At 68.5% G+C, this 17,582-nt stretch carries 18 protein-coding genes; 5 read left to right on the forward strand and 13 right to left on the reverse strand.

Annotation, left to right across the window (positions count from 1 at the left end; translation table 11 throughout):
- The first annotated feature begins 334 nt into the window (after positions 1-334).
- Positions 335-1,333: a glycoside hydrolase family protein gene (locus tag MRS60_RS27615; RefSeq protein WP_243565968.1), complete on the forward strand. Its 999-nt coding sequence runs from the start codon at positions 335-337 to the stop codon at positions 1,331-1,333.
- Here the strand turns inward: MRS60_RS27615 and MRS60_RS27620 are convergent, their stop codons facing one another.
- The 9 genes from MRS60_RS27620 to MRS60_RS27660 form a co-directional block, all read right to left on the reverse strand.
- Positions 1,334-2,398, reverse strand: coding sequence for a hypothetical protein (locus MRS60_RS27620; RefSeq protein WP_243565969.1), 1,065 nt, complete (start codon positions 2,396-2,398; stop codon positions 1,334-1,336).
- Positions 2,388-3,677, reverse strand: coding sequence for a polysaccharide biosynthesis protein (locus tag MRS60_RS27625; RefSeq protein ID WP_243565970.1), 1,290 nt, complete (start codon positions 3,675-3,677; stop codon positions 2,388-2,390). Before MRS60_RS27625 ends, MRS60_RS27620 begins: the two co-directional genes overlap by 11 nt.
- Entirely contained in the window at positions 3,674-4,837 is a 1,164-nt protein-coding gene (locus MRS60_RS27630; RefSeq protein ID WP_243565971.1) for a polysaccharide pyruvyl transferase family protein, read from the reverse strand. Before MRS60_RS27630 ends, MRS60_RS27625 begins: the two co-directional genes overlap by 4 nt.
- Entirely contained in the window at positions 4,834-6,045 is a 1,212-nt protein-coding gene (locus MRS60_RS27635; RefSeq protein WP_243565972.1) for a glycosyltransferase family 4 protein, read from the reverse strand. Before MRS60_RS27635 ends, MRS60_RS27630 begins: the two co-directional genes overlap by 4 nt.
- A complete protein-coding gene (locus MRS60_RS27640) occupies positions 6,042-8,312 on the reverse strand; it encodes a polysaccharide biosynthesis tyrosine autokinase (protein ID WP_243565973.1) in 2,271 nt (756 codons plus the stop codon). Before MRS60_RS27640 ends, MRS60_RS27635 begins: the two co-directional genes overlap by 4 nt.
- Complete coding sequence (locus MRS60_RS27645; RefSeq protein ID WP_243565974.1) at positions 8,309-8,806, reverse strand: low molecular weight protein-tyrosine-phosphatase; 498 nt, start codon at positions 8,804-8,806, stop codon at positions 8,309-8,311. The genes MRS60_RS27640 and MRS60_RS27645 overlap by 4 nt, the downstream gene beginning before the upstream one ends.
- A complete protein-coding gene (locus MRS60_RS27650; RefSeq protein WP_204493956.1) occupies positions 8,803-10,041 on the reverse strand; it encodes a polysaccharide biosynthesis/export family protein in 1,239 nt (412 codons plus the stop codon). Before MRS60_RS27650 ends, MRS60_RS27645 begins: the two co-directional genes overlap by 4 nt.
- Before the next feature lie 125 nt (positions 10,042-10,166).
- Positions 10,167-11,555 (reverse strand): undecaprenyl-phosphate glucose phosphotransferase, encoded by a 1,389-nt coding sequence (locus MRS60_RS27655; RefSeq protein ID WP_243565975.1) that lies wholly within the window; start codon positions 11,553-11,555, stop codon positions 10,167-10,169.
- A gap of 106 nt (positions 11,556-11,661) precedes the next feature.
- Positions 11,662-12,204, reverse strand: coding sequence for an NUDIX hydrolase (locus MRS60_RS27660; RefSeq protein WP_243565976.1), 543 nt, complete (start codon positions 12,202-12,204; stop codon positions 11,662-11,664).
- 450 nt (positions 12,205-12,654) lie between these two features.
- Here MRS60_RS27660 and MRS60_RS27665 point away from each other — a divergent pair, with 450 nt between their 5' ends.
- A complete protein-coding gene (locus MRS60_RS27665) occupies positions 12,655-13,485 on the forward strand; it encodes a peptidylprolyl isomerase (RefSeq protein ID WP_175746861.1) in 831 nt (276 codons plus the stop codon).
- A gap of 200 nt (positions 13,486-13,685) precedes the next feature.
- Here the strand turns inward: MRS60_RS27665 and MRS60_RS27670 are convergent, their stop codons facing one another.
- Positions 13,686-13,901 carry a hypothetical protein gene (locus MRS60_RS27670; protein WP_243565977.1) on the reverse strand — a complete coding sequence of 72 codons (216 nt, stop codon included), beginning with the start codon at positions 13,899-13,901 and terminating at the stop codon, positions 13,686-13,688.
- Positions 13,902-14,127: 226 nt separating this feature from the next.
- Here MRS60_RS27670 and MRS60_RS27675 point away from each other — a divergent pair, with 226 nt between their 5' ends.
- The 3 genes from MRS60_RS27675 (at position 14,128) to MRS60_RS27685 (ending at position 16,414) form a co-directional block, all read left to right on the forward strand.
- Positions 14,128-14,739, forward strand: coding sequence for a cysteine hydrolase family protein (locus tag MRS60_RS27675; RefSeq protein ID WP_131946731.1), 612 nt, complete (start codon positions 14,128-14,130; stop codon positions 14,737-14,739).
- Positions 14,740-14,804: 65 nt separating this feature from the next.
- Complete coding sequence (locus MRS60_RS27680) at positions 14,805-15,464, forward strand: cysteine hydrolase family protein (RefSeq protein ID WP_200882404.1); 660 nt, start codon at positions 14,805-14,807, stop codon at positions 15,462-15,464.
- 56 nt (positions 15,465-15,520) lie between these two features.
- The gene (locus tag MRS60_RS27685) at positions 15,521-16,414 is read left to right on the forward strand and encodes a LysR family transcriptional regulator (RefSeq protein ID WP_034181106.1); all 894 of its coding nucleotides are present in this window, start codon (positions 15,521-15,523) and stop codon (positions 16,412-16,414) included.
- Here the strand turns inward: MRS60_RS27685 and MRS60_RS27690 are convergent.
- The 3 genes from MRS60_RS27690 to MRS60_RS27700 all read right to left on the reverse strand — a co-directional run bounded on the left by MRS60_RS27690 (position 16,399) and on the right by MRS60_RS27700 (position 17,489).
- Positions 16,399-16,635, reverse strand: a complete 237-nt coding sequence (locus MRS60_RS27690) for a CopG family transcriptional regulator (RefSeq protein WP_131946732.1) — start codon at positions 16,633-16,635, stop codon at positions 16,399-16,401. The two genes, MRS60_RS27685 and MRS60_RS27690, sit on opposite strands and share 16 nt — an antisense overlap.
- A 201-nt stretch (positions 16,636-16,836) precedes the next feature.
- A complete protein-coding gene (locus MRS60_RS27695; RefSeq protein ID WP_034181110.1) occupies positions 16,837-17,157 on the reverse strand; it encodes an XRE family transcriptional regulator in 321 nt (106 codons plus the stop codon).
- Positions 17,154-17,489 (reverse strand): SymE family type I addiction module toxin, encoded by a 336-nt coding sequence (locus tag MRS60_RS27700; RefSeq protein ID WP_034181111.1) that lies wholly within the window; start codon positions 17,487-17,489, stop codon positions 17,154-17,156. The genes MRS60_RS27695 and MRS60_RS27700 overlap by 4 nt, the downstream gene beginning before the upstream one ends.
- Positions 17,490-17,582: the final 93 nt, after the last annotated feature.

Consider the following 17,582-nt stretch of genomic DNA (forward strand, 5'->3'; position numbering starts at 1 on the left):
GCGAGCCGATCGCCACGGCGGTTCAGGTGCGCGATCGCGCACCCGCACGTGCGTTTTTCCGGGCCGCACGACGATGGTCCCGGTATTCGACAGGCCGAGCAATCGGACTAGTCGGATTCTGTCGGATCGCATCGCGCATATGGCGCCGTGGCTCGGACCGGTCCGATTGCCGGCGCGACCAACGTAGACGATGCTGTGGGCTTTCCAGGAATAAATGCATGGGTCTGCTGATCATCGCGATATGCGTCACCGTCGCCATATTCTTCGTGTTGTGACCGATTCAGGTCGATATGACATGCGAACTTTCCATGACTGAAAAGGAGCCCTCCGTTCGATGACGAACCGGATTCGCAAGCTGGCGATCATGGCCGTCGGCTGCCTGCTGACGGCCGCGGCATGCGCCGCCGACCGCACGCGCTGGCCCGATGCATCGAGCGAAAAACCGCTCGTCGGCGTGCAGGTCAAGATCCAGTCGTTCACGCCCGACGACGCGCGCAGGATTCACGCGACCGGCTTCGCATTCGTCCGCTTCGGCGCATGGGCCGACCGACTCGATCAAGCCGCCTATCGCGCGCAGCTCGACGAAGCCTTCGATGCCGCGCGGTCCGCCGGCTTGCCGGTGCTGCTGACCGTGCGCGCGCTCGGCTCGTTCGCGGTGGCGCGCGGCACGAAGCCGAAGGCGGTGGCGCTCGCGGCCGCGGGCGAACGGATCGCCGATGCGGTCGCGGCGCTGGCCGCGCGGCATCGGCGCGACCTGATCGCCGTCGAACTCTGGAACGAACCGGACCTCGCCCGTTACTGGCCGACGGGTGACGTGGCGCAGACCTTCCCGCCGTTCGCCGTCGCGCTCTGCCGACGATTGGCGGAAGGGGCAAAGGCCGTGCCGATCGTCGGCTTCGGGTTCGCGCGGGCGCCGCTGCCGGGCAGCGTGCCGGGCAGCGTGCCGGGCGGCCTGCTGGCGAGCGTGCAGACGGCCGCGCCGGGTTGTCTCGATGCGGTTTCCTATCACGCGTACGGCATGACGCCCGCGCAGATCCGCGCGGCGGCACGCGATATCGATGCGCGCTACGGCTTGCCGGCGATCGTCACCGAAGTCGGCGCGGCGTCGGTGGGCGGCGACGGCGAGCTGCGCCAGGCGCACCGTCTGCGCACGCTGCTCGACGCACGCGGTGAACTGCAAACCCCGCTGATCGCAGTCTACGAATGGGCCGATACCGGGAACGCCAGAGACACGGCCCAGCGAAGCTACGGGATCGTGCAGGCGGACCGGACGCCGAAGCCCGCGCTCGACGCGGTTCGCGCGTCGCTGCACGCGGCTCCTGCGGCCCGGTAATCAGGCTCGCGCGCGCCGCGTGCGGATCGACCACAGCGCGACCGCGAACGGTGCGACGCTCGACAGGTGTCGCAGATAGCTGCCGAGATCGGGCTCGAACAGCATCGACACGGCCACGTGACCGAGTACGAGGCAAGCCGGCAATTCACCGTCGCGCGCCGGCCTGGTTGCGTCGGCAACCGTCCGCCGCGCCGGCACGCGTCGCCACGCGGCGCACAGGAACAGCGCGATCAGCGCCTGCATCGCCCATCCCTTCGGATCGAACGAGAAGAACACCGGCAGGTTCAGCCGGACGAGCGAATACGCGTAATTCCCGACGAAATGCACGAACGAATCGGGCGGAAACGGATTGTAGAAACTCGTGCGCGCGCCGAACGGCGACGAATAGACGAGATAGTCGACGGCGAGGTCGCGCGGCTGCTGAAGCAGCGTATAGGCGGCCTTCGGCAGCGCGACGAGCACGGCGACGACAAGCAGCAAGCCGGCCACTCGCGGCAGCGTCGACACGCGCCGATACACCCATGCCGCGAGCGCGATCGCGAGAATCAGCGCGAAATAACTGCGGATCGTCGCCGCATAGCCGAGATACAGCGCGGCGGCGATCAGCGTCGGCCGCGCCGTGCCGCGCAGGCGCGCGGCGGCGAGCACCGCGAGCGACATCGCGACGACGATCGTGTCCTTGCTGGCGACGAACAGGTTGAAGAACAGGCACGGCGCGAGCAGCACGAGATAAACGACGAGCCCGCCGAGCCGGCGCGTCTCGCGCAGCGCGACCCAGATCGTGACGACGCCGAGCGCGACCACGAACACGGCCGTGCCGGCGTTGCCGAGTGCCTGATACAGCTTGCCGACCGCGTCGAACGACGAACCGTCGTAGGTCGAGCCGCCGCCGATCTGGGTCTGGATCTTGTCCGCGTCGCGGAAGATGAATTCCGGCAGCAGCGTGCGCGCGTTCACATAGACGCCGACATACAGCAGCGCGACGAGCGCCGCGATCGCGTCGCGCAGGCCGCGACTCAGCAGCGGCCCGCTCCAGATGACGCTTCGGATGACGTTACGCAGCATTGCCCGCTCCGGCGCGTTTGCCGCGCACGGCGGCGACGCGCGACGTGACGATCCACGCGAGCCACGCAGTCACGGCAATGCTGGCGACGAGATGCGCGACGGCCGCGCCGAGCGCGCGCTGGTCGTGCACGAGCGCGATCGACATCGGCACGCAGGCGAGCGTCAGCACGGCGATCACGCCGGCGACCACGCGCCCGGCACGCAACGCGACGGCGGCGGCCCACAGCACGTCGGCGGCGGCGCGCAGCACGAACGACAGCAGCAGCACGGCGAGGATCGCGGCCGACGGCGCATCGTTGCCTGCGTGCGCGAGCCTGAAGATCCACGGATGCATGAAGGCGATCGCGAGCGCGGCGGCGCCGGTCAGCAGCAGCGACGCGCGCAAGGCCCGCGCGAGTTCGGCGCGGAATGCCGGCGCGGCGGCGCGTGTGCTGTCGAGCGCGCTCACGAGGCGCGGCGCGGCCACCGCCACGACGGTCGCCGATGCGATCGTCTGTATTGCATTGGCGATCGACCAGACGAACACATAGCGGCCGAGTTCGTTCGCGTCGAGCTGTGCTGACGCGACGAAGCGTTCGAGATACTGCAGCACCGACAGCAGCAGCAGCGCGACAAAAAATGGCGCGCCGTCGCGCCAGACCGCACCGAGCCGCACGCGCGTCGCCGACAACGCAGGCATTGCCGGCAACCGGTGCGCGGCGCCCGCGATCAGCACCCAGCCGGCCGCCACGACAAAGACGTCGGCCGCGATCCAGATCGCGAACAGTCCGTCGATCGAATCGATCGCGCGCGTCGCCAGCGCACCGATCGCGACCCCGGCCCACGCGCCGGTGCGGACGAACAGCAGCCACGACGCAGCACGCGCGCGATGCAGCGAGAACAGCCACGTATTGACTTCGAGCGCCGCGTGTTCGGCGCAGGCGACGAGCACCACGAGCAGGAGCGGCATATCGGGCAACGCACCGATGCGCGCCGCGCCAAACGCGTCGACCGGCAGCGCGGCGATGCCGCACAGCAGCGCATAGACGCCCGCATAAAGCACGGACAATCGCACGCAGGTCCGCACCGCGTCGTGCGGATTGGGGCCGGCCAGCCGGCGATTGATCTCGGTGCTGAAGCCGAGCCCCAGCACCTTCGACGATACGACCGACACGGCGAGCGCGACACCATAAACGGCTACCGCGTCGAAGCCGAGCGTGCGCGCGACGACGATCGTCAGCATGAACTTCAACCCGAGCGCACCGACCCGCAGCGCCAGGCGAAACCACGCGGCGCTCATCGTGCCGCTCCGTTCGCGAGCGCGTCGCGCAGCACGGCGACGATCCGCGCGCGTTCGTCCCCGAGGCGCGCGAGCCCGACCTCGGCGTGGATCCAGAACCGGCGCAGCGCATCGGGCGCGAGCAGCGTGTCGCAGACCGTATTCGCGTCGAAGTCGGCGGCATTAGCGACCCATTGGCCGACACCGAGATCGTCATACGCGCCGAAGCCCTTGCGCTCGTAGCTCAGGTGATACGCAGGCACGCCGTGCAGGATCGCTTCGAGCGCGCCGTGCAGGCGCACGGACACGACGGCGTCGGGTGTGTCGTCGGCGAGCACGTCCTTCAGCGAGCGCGCGGCGTCGAAGCCGCGTTCGCGGTAGTACGCGGCGTCGTCGTTGCCGCGGCCCATGCTTTGCACCGCGAACGTGATGCGGCAGAACGCGCCGAGCCGCTCGATCAGCGCGTCGGTCGACGCGAGATAGCGCGCGCGTTGCGTATCGTTCCACGCGGGCGGGCGGCGCAGCACGAGCGCGACGTGTGCTGGCGTCGACGCGGCCGAGCGCACGCGGTCGCGCAGGCCGGTCGCGCGGCGCCCGAATTCGAGCACCGCGAGATCGGGCGCGCGGCGCGTGTTCGCGTTGCCCGCGAGAAACGCGGCCGAGCGGTCGTCGCGCGCGAACACGGCGTCGAAGCCCGCGAGCAGCGAAGTCAGGTGCCCGGCGAGCAACGGATTGCCGGCCGCCGGCCCGATGCTCTGCGACAGATAGACGGCCGGCTTGCGCGCCGCGCGGGCCGCGCGCATCTGCACGAGATGCCCGGCTTCGAGCTTGAGCGCTTCGATTGCATTGCGCGCGCGCAGATAGCCGCCGCCGACGCCGACGATCAGGTCGGCGCGCCGCAGCAGCGTGCGCAGGTCGGCAAGCGCCGGGTTCGCGCCGATAGGCAGCGCGGCCATCGCGGCGCCGATCAGGCGCCCGGCGCCGCCGGCGGCGAGCACGGGCGCCGGCCGCACGTCCGGATGACCGGGGAACGAAGCGGGATCGGCCGCGACGATCGACACCTGCGTGTCGGCGCCGAACGCGTCGCGCAACAGCGCGACCGACAGTTCGACGAGCAGCCCGTCGCCGGAATTGCGCGCGCTGTACGCATGCAGCAGCGCGACGTGAACGGGGCGGGTCATCGTGTGTTCTCCTGGAGAAGCTCGCGATAGACGGCGAGCGTGCGGTCGACCATCGCGTCGGCCGAGAAATGCGGGTACGCGCGCTCGCATTGATCGCGCATCAGCCCGAAGGCGCCCGGGTGATCGACCAGCCGGCTGACCGCCGCGGCGAACGCGGCCGGATCGTCGTGGTTCGTCACGGCCAGGCCGACGCGATGTGCGGCGATCAGTTCAGCCGCGCCGGCGACCTTGGTCGCGACCATCGGCACGTGTGCGGCGACGGCTTCGAGGCACACATACGGAAAGCCTTCGTAGCGGCTCGGCAGCGCGAGCAGGTCGAACGCGGAGAAGTAGCGGCGCGCGTCGTCGACGCGGCCCGCGACGTGCAGGTTCAGCGGCAGGTCGCGCGCTTCGTCGCCGGCAGCGCGAGCGAAATCGCCGGAGCCGATTGCGACGACCTGCAAGCGACGGCCATAACGCTGCTCGAGCAGGCGCGCGATGCGCACGAGGCGATCCACACCCTTCTGGTGATCGAAGCGGCCGACGAAGCCGACGACGAACGTGTCGTCGGCGAGGCCCAGCGCGATGCGCGCGGCCTGGCGCGCGAGCAGCCGCGGCGGCGTCACGCCGTTCTCGACGACGCGAATCCGCTGGCGCGCGATGCCGAGTTCATGCAGGTGGTCGGCCTCGTCCCGCGAGACTGCGACCACCGCATCCGAGCACGCATTGCCGAGCACGCGCTCGATACCGCCGTAGAACGCGCGCTTCGCGGGCGACAGCGTCGGGTTCAGCGTATAGACCGCATGCGGCGTGTAGACCTGCTTCCACGGCCCGCGACACAGCCGAGCGAGCGCACCGGCCTTCGAGCTGTGGCTGTGCACGATGTCGGGTCGAAGCCGGCGCAGCAGCCGGCGCAGCGCAAGCAGGCCCGTCAGATCGTGCGGACCGACCGGGCGCCGCAGCGGCAGCCGGTGGAATGAATGGCATTGCGCGGCGGCGCCGGCGAGCATCGCGTCGTCGAAGCGCTCGCCGAGCGGCGCGATCAGATGGATTTCCACGTTCGAGCGTGCGCGCAGCCCCGCGATCAGGTCGGCCAGATGCACGGCGACGCCGCCGCCGGCTGCTTCGACGACGAGCGCGATGCGCAGCGGTGGCGTGGCCGGAACCGAAGGCTTCGCCGCGCGCGGGGCGCGGTGATCGACCGGCGGCGCGAGTTCGATGTCGCTCATGCGGACCTCCGCAGCAGACGTTGCAGCACCGCGCGCAGGCGGGCGACGTGCGTGCAGCGCGTGTCGCAGGTGTAGCGATACGCTTCGTAGCGGTAGCCGCCGTATTTCGAGCCGAACGCGGACGCGCCCGAGCGCGGATCGAGGCCGTTCAGCACCACGCCGACCAGCCGGTCCGGCCGCTGCGGCAGCCGCTTCGCGGATTCAACCAGTTCGCCGGCCCGCGTCGAGCCCGCACGCGCGACCAGCAGCGCCGCATTCGCGTACATGTCGAGCCAGGTGGCGTCGGTGGCGGCGAGCAGCGGCGCGGAATCGACGACGACGAGGTCGTAGCGCGCACGCAGCGATGCGAGCAGCGTGCCGGCACGCGCGTGTTGCAGCAGTGCGGTCGGTGCGTGCGGCAGTTCGCCGGTCGGCAGGAAATCAAGGTTCGGCGCGACACCGCGGCGCACGACGTCGTCGGCGTCGGCGCGGCCGTCGAGCAGTTCGGCGAAGCCCGGGCCGCGCTCGAGGCCGAAATACTGGTGCAGATAGCCTTTGCGCAGGTCGCCGTCGATCAGGAGCACGCGCCGGCCGCTCGCCGCATGCACCGCGGCGAGGTTGACCGACACGAACGACTTGCCGGTGCCGGGCGCGGGGCCGCTGACCAGCACCAGTGGGTGCGCGATATCCGCGAGCGAGAAGTGCAGCGCGGTCTGCAGGCTGCGCAAGCCTTCGACCGCCGGCTCGTACGGATCGTCGTACGCGAGCACGTGCAGGCCCTTGTCGTGCCGTTCGACCGCGCGCATCAACCGGCGCTGGCGCGTGGCGGCGGGCAGCACCGCGCGCACCGGCAGCGACGTATGGCGCTCGATTTCGTCGACGGCCGTGAGCCCGCCGTACAGGAACTCCCGCATGAACGCGGCGATCACGCCGAGCGCGAGGCCGATGAGCGCGGCGGCCGCGATCACGACCGGCCGGTTCGGACGCACGGGATCGGCGGGCGCGACGGCCGCGTCGACGACGCGCACGCTGGCCGTCCTGCCGGCCTGCACCAGTTCGAGCTGCTGGATGTTGTTCAGCAGCGCGGTGTACAGATCGGTGTTGACCTTCACGTCGAGCTGCGCGCGCACTTCCTCGGCCTGCTGCGCGGGCAGCCGCGCGATGCGGCCATCGAGCGCGCCTTGCTGCCGCTTCAGCGTCGCGAGCTGCGCGTCGAGTGCGGCCATGTCGGGGTGCGTCGGCAGGAAGCGGCGCGAGAGTTCGTCGCGCTTCTGCTGCAATTCGAGCGCGCGCGTCTGCAGGTCCGCGCCCTGCTGGAGCGCGAGCTTGCCTTCCTCGGCGAGATCGACCGAGCCGGTGCGGCTGCGCAGCGCCGCGTAGCGCGTTTCCGCGCGTTCGAGCTGCTGCTTCACGATCGGCAGTTGCCCGTTCAGGAACGTCAGCGACTGGGCGGCCTCGGCGGACCGGCGCGCGATGTTCTGCTCGACGTAGCGGTTCGCGATCGCATTGAGCGTCGCGCTGATCTCGGCCGGATCGCTGCCGCGCAGCGACGTGACCAGCACGCCCGATTGCTTGACCTTCTCCTGCACGTCGAGCGCGGTGCGCAGCGTGTCGATCGTTTCCGCGCGCGATTGCCGGATCAGCTTGAAGCGCGTGCCGGGCAATGCGTCGAAGCCCGTGATCTCGACATGCAGCGGGCCGTAGCGCGTGTCGAATGTTTCCGGGTGGCCGACGGTGCCGACCGCGTCGGCTCGCATGTCCGCGCCCGTGAGGCGGTAACGCGTGGCGTCGAGCCGCACGACGTGGAACGTGTCGCCTTCGGCGCGCGTCGGCACGTCGAACCGCGCGACGTCGATGCGCTCCTGGCCCCACGCGTAGCCGCCGAAGCCGAAGAGGCCGGGCGACACCGCGCCGTCGTTGAAGCGGGCGACGAACGCGCCGATCACCGGCACGCGTGAAGGCTTCGCGACGATATAGCTGCGCAGGTCTTCCACCGCACGCGTGACGACGAGCCGCGACGACAGGATCTGCGCTTCCGCCGAGGCCGGCGAGCCGACGTTGAAGAACGACGCGGCGTCGCCGAGCAGGTTCTTCGACGCCGCGTCGGTCGCGTCGTCGGTCTGGATCATCAGGTCGGCTTGATAGGTGGGCGGCGCGACGAACGCAACCAGCGCGCCGGCGGCGACGCAGGCCGTCGCGATCGACGCGATCGTCCAGCGCGCGTTGCGCAGCACGTCGAGCACGCGGATCAGGTCGATCTCGCGTTCGGGGGGAGAGGAAGTGTTCATGACCACAACTCGGAAACGGGAAGGGCCGGCCAGCGCGCGTCGAGACGCGGCAGCCAGCTGGCGACGGCGAGATCGATCAGCGCCGCGCAGCGGATGAAATCCGCACGCCGGCCGCGATACGGGTCGGGGATGTCGAGGCCGGGAAGTGCGTCGTCCGACGCACGTGCGTATTCGCCGAGCCGGAACACGCGCCCGCGCAGGAACGGATGGCGGGTTTCGAGCACGCGGCGCTGGCCATCGTCCATCACGAAGATGAGCGATGCCTGCTTGCACAGGTCGGTCGTCACCGGGCGGGCGCGGTGCGTGTCGAGCGACAGGCCGCGTGCGCCGGCCATCTCGCACGCAAGCGGATCAGCCGGGCGGCCCGGCGGCGGCGCGAGGCCGGCCGAACCCACGTCGGCCTGCGGCAGCCGCGCCGCAAGCAGCGCGGCCGCGAGCGGGCTGCGGCAGATGTTGCCTTCGCACACGACGAGCAGGAACGGGCGCGCGCTCATTTCGCGGCGATCCCGGCGGCGACGCCTGTGTTGACGCTCGGCAGCAGCAGGCTCAGCACGCGGCTGAAGCGCACCAGTCCGTTGCTGTCGACGTAGACGATGTCCTTCGGTTCGAGCTCGAACTGGTTCGCGAGCACCATCGCGACGGGCGAGCGCGCGTCGAGATGGAACACCGTCGGCGCACGGCCTTGCGCGCCGCGGATCACGAACATCTGTGCGGCGTCGGCCGTATTCGAATTGATGCTGCCGGCCTGCAATAGCGCGTCGCTGAGCGTCAGGCGGCCGTTGCGCTTCGGCAGCGCGAGCAGCGGCCGGTTCACTTCGCCCATCACATAGACGCCGTTGTTGTCGCGCGCGCCGACGCGCAGCAGATCGCCGCCGCGCAGCACGATGCGCGCCGGATCGCGATGGTGTTCGATCAGGCTCGCGAGATCGATGCGCACGGGCGTGCCGTCGCGCACGACCGTCACGTCGCTCTGGTCGGCGGCGGGCGTGAAGCCGCCCGCGCGCGCGATCGCGTCGGCGAGCGTCATCGTCACGTCGTTGACCGGCAGCGCGCCGGGGGTGTGCACTTCGCCGTCGACGTAGACCTGCTGCGAACGGAACGACGCGACGCGCAGCGTGACCTGCGGATCGCGATAGATCGTCGACAGTGCGCGGCGCACGCGCGCCTGCGCGTCGGATGCGGTCAGCCCGGCGACCTTCAGCGTGCCCGCATACGGGAACGTCAGGTTGCCGCGATCGTCGACGACGAAGCCGGCGACGGGGTCGGCCGCGCGCGGCGGCGTTTGCTGCGCGCCACCTTGCGCGGCCGCGAGTTCAGGGTGGTCCCAGACCGTGATCTGCAGCACGTCGCCGGGGCCGATCCGGTACGACGGCGCGCGCGGCGCGGCCGGCTCGTCGAGCGATGCGGCCGCCGCGTCACGCGCGGCGCGCTGGCGCGCGATCAGCGCGGGATCGATCGCGACGATGGGCGGCATCGCGGAGGATGCGGTGCGGGCGGGCGCCGTCGCGCTGACGCCACCGGTATCGCCGGCGGCAGGCGCCCCCGCAGTGGGCGCGCTGGCCGGCGTCGCGGCTGCTTGATCCTGGCCGTCCGCCAGCCAGCCGAGATAGGACGTGTTCATTTTCATGCCGGGCGCGAACGCGCATCCGGACAGCCACACGCAGGCCGTCAGAACGAGCGCAAGCGCACCGCGGCGGCCGGCGGCCGCCGATGCGATAGGAATGCTCATGATTACCTTCCAGTAACGCCGCGCATGACGATGCGCGGCGCGCGACGGGCTCGTCGAAGCCGAGCCGCGCCGGGTCTATCGGAATGCGGCGGGCATGACGCCGCCGCGGCGAACGGCCGAGCCGTTCAGTAAGCGTTGGGATGCACGATCCCTTTCAGCACGGTCGCGCCGATGATGCGCAGGTCGAGCGCGAACGACCAGTTGCGCAGGTAATACAGGTCGTAGTCGACGCGCGACTGCATGCTTTCGAGCCGTTCGGTCGCGCCGCGCAGGCCGTTGACCTGCGCCCAGCCCGTGATGCCGGGCTTGATCCGGTAGCGATGGATGTAGCCGTCCACGAGCGTGCGGTACTGCGCGTCGTGTTCCACCGCGTGCGGGCGCGGGCCGACCACCGACATGTCGCCGAACAGCACGTTGATGAACTGCGGCAATTCATCGAGGCTCGTGCGGCGCAGGAACGCACCGACCTTCGTCACGCGCGGGTCGTTGCGTTTTGCCTGCACGACCGTGCCGGGCTGTTCGACATGCACGCGCATCGTGCGGAACTTGTAGATGTCGAACGTGCCGCCATCGCCGCCGCGCCGCTTTTGCGTGAACAGCACCGGGCCCGGCGACGTCAGCCTGATCGCGGCCGCGATCGCGAGCAGCAGCGGCATCAGCACGATCAATACCGCCGCCGCGAACGCGCGATCGAAGATCGTCTTCGTCAGCTGTGCACCGCGCGACAGCGGCGGCGCCGCGAGCGCGATCGCGGGTTCGCCGAGAATCTCGTCGACGCGGCTGCCGAACAGCGCATGCTTGCTGACGTCGGGCATCAGACGCAGCTCGACGAAGTCGTTGCGGAACTCGTCGATCACCGGCTCGACCGCGTCGTCCTCGATCGCGAGCGCGATCCAGATCTCTTCCGCCTGCGCACGTCGCGCGCACGCTGCGAACGATGCGAGATCGTCGAGCACGCGCGCCCCGTCGTCGAGTGCGGGCATCTCACCCGACGTGCGGTATGCGCCGACGAGCCGGTACGACGGCGACACGTTCGCGCGCGTTGCGGCGGCGATGCGCTCGATGCGCGCGCCGTCGCCGACGATCGCCACGCGGCACGGCGCGACCGTCGCGCGCAGGCTGCGGCGTCTCACGACGCTCAGCGCGACGCGCAACACGACGAGCGCGATCGCGGCGCCGACCGTCCAGTCGAAGAACCAGTGCAGCAGCACGACCGTGAGCGTCGTCAGCGCGACCATCTTCACGAACACGAAGCCCTGCACGACGAGCCACAGCGCGAGCGTGCGCAGCGCGGTGCGTGTCGCGGGCAGGCGTCGGCCGTCGATGCCCGAGCCGGCCAGCCGCAGCAGGAACGCCGCCAGCAGCGCGCTGACGCCGACCAGAATCGACTCGATGCGAAACGTCGCGAGATCGCGAAACGAACCCGTATGTGCCCATGCGGCGATCGCTACGATCGTGATGACATCGACCGCGCATACGACGATTTCGCCGCCTGTCGGCTGTCTGATTTTCATGTTTCTTTCCCTCGTTGCCTGCCGCGCGCGATCGGGGCGCGCCACCGTGCCTGTTCCGGCCGTACGACGTCATGCCGCCGGACCGGAGTTTCGTTGTTACGAAGTACTACGCAATCTGTAGATCAAAAAGATCGTCGGAATAATGCGATGCCTGACGCTCGCGATCGAGCAACGCCAGCGCACGATCGACGATGAACGGCGTCGGCCGGCTGCAGTCGAGCGACGCGACGGCGCGACGATCGATCCACGCGCATCGTGCGATCTCGCTCGCCGGGTTCGCGGTCGCCTCGTCGTCGATATCGGCGACGAACACGTGATGAAACTTGTTGCGGCCCGTCGTTCCGAACAGACGACGAGGATTGCGACAGACGAGCCCGGTTTCCTCGCGCAATTCGCGACGCGCGGCATCGGCCGGCGATTCGCCGCGATGCGGGCCGCCGCCGGGCAGCACCCAGCGGGCATGCAGGCGCGCGACCAGGAGAATCCGGTCGCCGCGTCGGCAGAGAACGGTGGCGCGCTGTTTCATGGCATGACCTCGCACGCTCGAAGCGGCGTGCAAAAAAAGCCGCCGCCCCGGAGAGGGCGGCGCGAACGGAGACATTGATCGCGATGTTTCGCGCGACTTGCCGGGTGACAGGGTTTTAGCCATCCAGCGAGGCCATTGTGTCGAATGGGCCCTACGCAGGGAATCGGATCAGTCTGAATCGTCTGTCAACGATTGTGAAAGCAGAATCAGACGGGTCTTATTGTTGATGCGCCTGCCGCTCGCGAAAATTTCCTGGTCGAACGGATGCATGGTGAGCCGTTCGATACCTCGTATCCGAAGCTAGTCTTCGTTCCAAGCGCCGCCCGGTTCGGGCGGCGTCTTTTTCCGGGGTGCGTGCCGCACGACGCAACACGGCATATCGGCATCGATCGACAAGAACGAATGCCTTGCGGCGGCCGGTGGGCTCGGCTGCTTATCGACTGACCGACTCTCCAGTTGATTGACGGAACAACGCTGCCATATGCGAGCGCAGGGCATTCCTTCCTGTCCGTGGACGTGTCGCGTCCGCTCATGCGTGCCGTTCCCCTGTTTACCTTTATCAAGGAGTGCATCATGAAAACCCGACTTCGCGCCGCCGGCGCCCTGATTGCGATCGCCTGTGCAGTTGGTGCGACGAGCGCGATCGCCGCCGATACGCAACCGCTGCCGAAAGGCGTCGCGGTTGTCGTCAACAACGTGCCGATCGCGCAAAGCGACTTCGACGCCGCGGTCAAGGCGACCGGCCAGCCGGATTCGCCCGCGCTGCGCGCGCAGGTGAAGCGCGAACTGGTCATCAAGCAACTGCTCGGCCAGGCCGCCGACAAGGCGAACTACGGCAGCCGCCCCGAAGTGCAGGGCATCGTCGCGCGCGTGCGCGCCGACGCGGCGACCGATCTCTATCTGCGCGACACGCTGCGCCCGCAGCCGGTGACCGATGCGCAGGTGAAGGCCCGCTACGACGCGATCGTCGCGAACGCCGGGCAGTTCGAATACCGTGCGGAAGTCATTGCCGTCAACGATGCAACGAAGGCGAACGCGGCGCTGGCGAAGCTCAAGCAAGGCGTCGCGTTCGACGCGGTCGCGAAGGAATTCAACACGACCGCGAACGGCGGCGTCGCGCAATGGGTGTCGCTGAAGACGCCGCTCGCCGAAGGGCGCACGGGCGGGCTGCCGATGCCGATCGCGCAGGCGATCGCAATGGCGCCGGTTGGCGCGACGACCGGCCCGATCCAGATCGGCAATGCGTACGCGATCGTGAAACTCGACGAGAAGCGCAAGCCGGTGGTGCCGAGCTTCGATCAGGCGAAGGCCGTGTTGCGCCAGCAGCTCGAGGCGCAGTCGGGCGAGCGGGCGCTGGCCCAGCTGGTCGACAAGCTGGCCGCGCAGGCGACGATCGTGCAGTAACGCGGCGCGAGCGCGCGGCGGCGAGTCTTGCTGCGCGCAGACGCACACAGCGACGATTGCCGATTCAGTCCTGTCCGATAGGATTGGCCGGCGATCGGCGCTAAGCTGGTCATGCGTGGCATCGAAGCAGTGTCGACGGCGGCCGGTGGGCGCGGTCGCATGCGCTGCTACCTCTCTGTAGCACTACTCCTAACGCTGCCTTATGCGAGCGTCGATTGTGCGGCTTCGAGCGCCACGCACCTTTTCTTTTCGAATGTTGCGACTGTCGCGACACTCGCGACCATCGTGAACAAGCCATCATCGGCACGGCGCAGCCGCGGCCGAATCGCGAAACGCATGACATCGCCTGCCGCGCCGGCCTGACGCGACGACGCGGCGCATTCGCTTCGCGCATCGTCGATTGTTTTTCCACCCATTCTGGATCGTCCGGATACGCGGCGCAGGCGCATCGGCGGTCGCTATCGCGCGTAGCGCGCGATCGCCCGTTCGACCCGTTTCAAGAAAATCGCCCTCGTGTGCTCCACGGCTATCGCGCCTTCTCATCTGTGCGCACGGCGCACAGATCATGTAACGCCCGGGACGTAGCGCCACGCGCGACGGCGTCAATAAAATGATTTCTCGACTTTTCAACAGGACTACGACATGAACAACCCGACGCTGCGCCGGATTCTCGGCGCCACCGAACCCGATGCGCTGCCGGCACGCGCCACCGCATTGCTCGTGATCGATTTCCAGGACGAATACTTCACCGGCGCCCTACCGATTCCGGACGGCGCGAATGCTCTCCGTAACGCCGTGTCGCTCGTCGACCATGCGGACCGCAACGGCTGGCAGGTCGTGCACGTGATGCACGTCGCGCCGGCGGACGCACCGATTTTCGCGACCGACGGTCCGACCGTCGGGATTCACCGCGACATTCTTCCGAAGCCTGCGCATCAGCTCGTCGAGAAGACCTCGGTGAGCGTGTTCGCGAGCACGCCGCTGGCAGACGCATTGAAGCGCGACGGGATCACGCATCTCGTGATCTGCGGACTGATGACGCACGCCTGCGTCGCAGGCGCCGCACGCGACGCCGTCCCGGCCGGCTTCGACGTGACCGTCGCGGCCGACGCCTGCGCGACCCGCGACATCGTGGTCGACGCACAGCTTCAGGTATCGCACGACGCACTGCATCGCGCCGCGCTCGCCGAGATCGCCGATACGTTCGGCGCCGTCATGAATACGCGCGACATCCTGTCGCTCGCCACCCGTTGATTCAAAAAAAAGGAACCGCCATGTCATTCCGTCTCCCCCGTTTCATGCAGGCTGCCGTGATCGGCATGTCGCTCGCCGCTGCGTCGGTCGTTCACGCGGCGCCCGCACAAGCCGATGCAACCCCGACGATTCGCGCGATGTCCGGCGCGAAGCCGATCGATCATCTCGATCCGAAGACCACCGCGCTCGTCGTCATCGATTTCCAGAAGGAATACTTCAGCGGCAAGATGCCGATCCCGAACGGCAAGCAGGCGATGGAGAACACCAAGCGGCTGATCAAGTTCGCCGACGACGCGAAGATGCCCGTGTTCCAGGTCCAGCACATCGCGCCGGCAGGCTCGGCCGTGTTCGCGATCGACGGCGACACCGTGAAGTTCCAGCCGGGGATGGAGCCGCGCGCGCACGACAAGACGGTGCAGAAGACCACCGTCAGCGTGTTCGCCAGCACCGACCTGGACAAGCAGCTGAAGGCGGCCAACATCAAGACGATCATCGTCGCGGGCCTGATGACGCATGCATGCGTGGCCGGCGCTGCGCGCGACGCGGTGCCGCTCGGCTATCAGGTGGTGGTAGCATCCGACGCGTCTGCTACGCGGGCGATCAAGCGCGCGAACGGCGCCACGATCGACAGCGACACGCTGCACCGCGCGGCGCTGGCCGAGATCGAGGACACGTTCGGCGACGTGATGACGACGTCCGAGATCACGAAGCTGCCGCTGCGCTGACGCTTCGCTTCACGCGCCCTGCGGGGCGCGCAACCCTACGGCATCGCTCATCCATCATGGACCAGTTGCTCGCCATGCGCGTCTTTTGCTGCATCGTCGAGGCGGAAGGTTTTTCCGCCGCGGCGGCGCGGCTCGACACCACGCATTCGTCGGTGTCCCGCCAGCTCAAGCGGCTGGAAGCCGAACTCGGCGTGCAGCTGTTGAACCGCAACACGCGGCGCTTCACGCTGACCGCGGCCGGCGCGCAGTACTACGACGCGTGCGTCGACATCCTCGGCAGGGTGGAGGCCGCGGCGAGCGGCGTGATGAACGAGGGCGCGCGCGTGGCCGGCGTGCTGCGCGTGAGCGTGCCGCTCGCGATCGGCACGCTGGAGCTGGCAGACTGGTTGCCGGCCTTCCAGCGTCGCTATCCCGATGTCCGGATCGAACTGTCGTGCAGCGACAGGCTGGTCGATCTCGTCGCGGAAGGCTTCGATGCCGCGCTGCGGATCAGCGGCCCGCTCGACGACAGCAGCATGGTCGCGCGCGTATTGACGAAATCGGAGATCGTGCTGGTCGCATCGCCCAGCTATGTCGCGGCGCATGGATTGCCCGCCGCGCCGGAAGAGATCGCGGCGCACGAATTGCTGACGCACGCGGGCGCCGGCGCACCGGCGGAATGGGTTATCGAGCCGACGCAGGGCGAGGCTGTCCGCGTGCCGCTGAGTGGCCGGCTAAGAACCGATGCGATTACCGCGACGCACGCGGCCGCGCTGGCCGGTCTCGGCATCGCGGCCTTCACGCGGCACACGGTGCAGTCGGAACTCGCACGCGGGCAGCTCGTGCGCATCCTGCCCGGCTGCACGCTCGGCACGCGCTGCTACTACGCGCTCTATCCGCAGACGCGGCATCTCGCGCCGAAGGTTCGCGTGTTCGTCGATCACATGGCGGCGCACTACGGCGCCCGTTGATATTCGGTGCCGCCTGCGTTGCTACGCGGCGTTGGCAGCGGTGTGTCGGTATCGAGGCTGTCGGCCCATGCCTGCACGGCCTGATGGTCGACCACATGCCCGGTGTCGACGTCGGACAGCGCTTCGCGTGTGAGTCGTTCGCGTTCGGCCATTGCGTCGATCTGTTCGGCGAGCGGCAGCGGAACGCATGCGGTCAGGACTTTGGTGGGGGGCGTAGTCACGAACTGAACTCCAATGCGGCTTTGAATCGAACTCAATCGTAGTGATTCAAGTTGATTGCTTCCCGACAAGTTCGGCAGCATCGTAAGTACGCGATGCGCTGGCGTGTGCCGATGCTTGAAAGCACGCAGCGCCGATACCGCTTCGGAGGCAGCGGCCGGGCCCGACCGCCACACTCTCCTTCCTGCCTACTTATCCAGCCATCACACCGAAACCGTGACGCCTGCCAACCGCGGTTGCCCCGCAGGCCGCACCACGATTTCCACATGCTGGTCAAACGACACCAGCGTCTGAATCAGCAACTCCAGCGAAACGTTCCGAAGCCTGTCGCGCTGCTCCGGGGTGACCACCGGCCGGGCCATTTCCGCGAGCGCCGCAGCCTCGGCCTCGCTCAGCCCATACGAGGCGATCAGTGCATTGAGTTTCAGCGCGAGCGCGGACTTGGCCGACAGTAGCCCTGCGTCGTCGAAATCAGGGTCGAGCGGCACGTTGTCAATGTCTTGATGCGAGTCGTTGCGATTCATTGTGCGTCTCCCGTCATCACCGAAAACTGCCGCTGCGCCGTTGCGGGATCGACTTCGGGGAAATCGTCCTGCCCGACAGGGGCGCCGTCTGTTTCGTCCATCGGCGTGATCACCACCCGCCCATGCGTCACGTCGATCCGCAAGCGCTGCCCGGGCTCGAAACCCGCAGCCTCGATCCATCGGCCGGACAGCTTCGTCCACAGATACAGCACAGGCGGTGCCCTGTCGGCGAACCGAAGGTGCGGAATGGTACGGCGGTGCCGAATAGACGATCCAGCGGGGACGAAGCTATCGTGGAAAACTGCCGGTGCGCTATGATTCGCGTCAGCCATGGTTGACTCCTGGGTTGAGTTGACTGTGGTCAGCGGGTCGTGGGTGCTCCTACACTCACGGCCCGCGCTCGTTTACGCGGGGACTTCAACCCG

The sequence above is a fragment of the Burkholderia pyrrocinia genome (assembly GCF_022809715.1).
GTDB classification, from domain to species: Bacteria; Pseudomonadota; Gammaproteobacteria; order Burkholderiales; family Burkholderiaceae; genus Burkholderia; species Burkholderia pyrrocinia_C.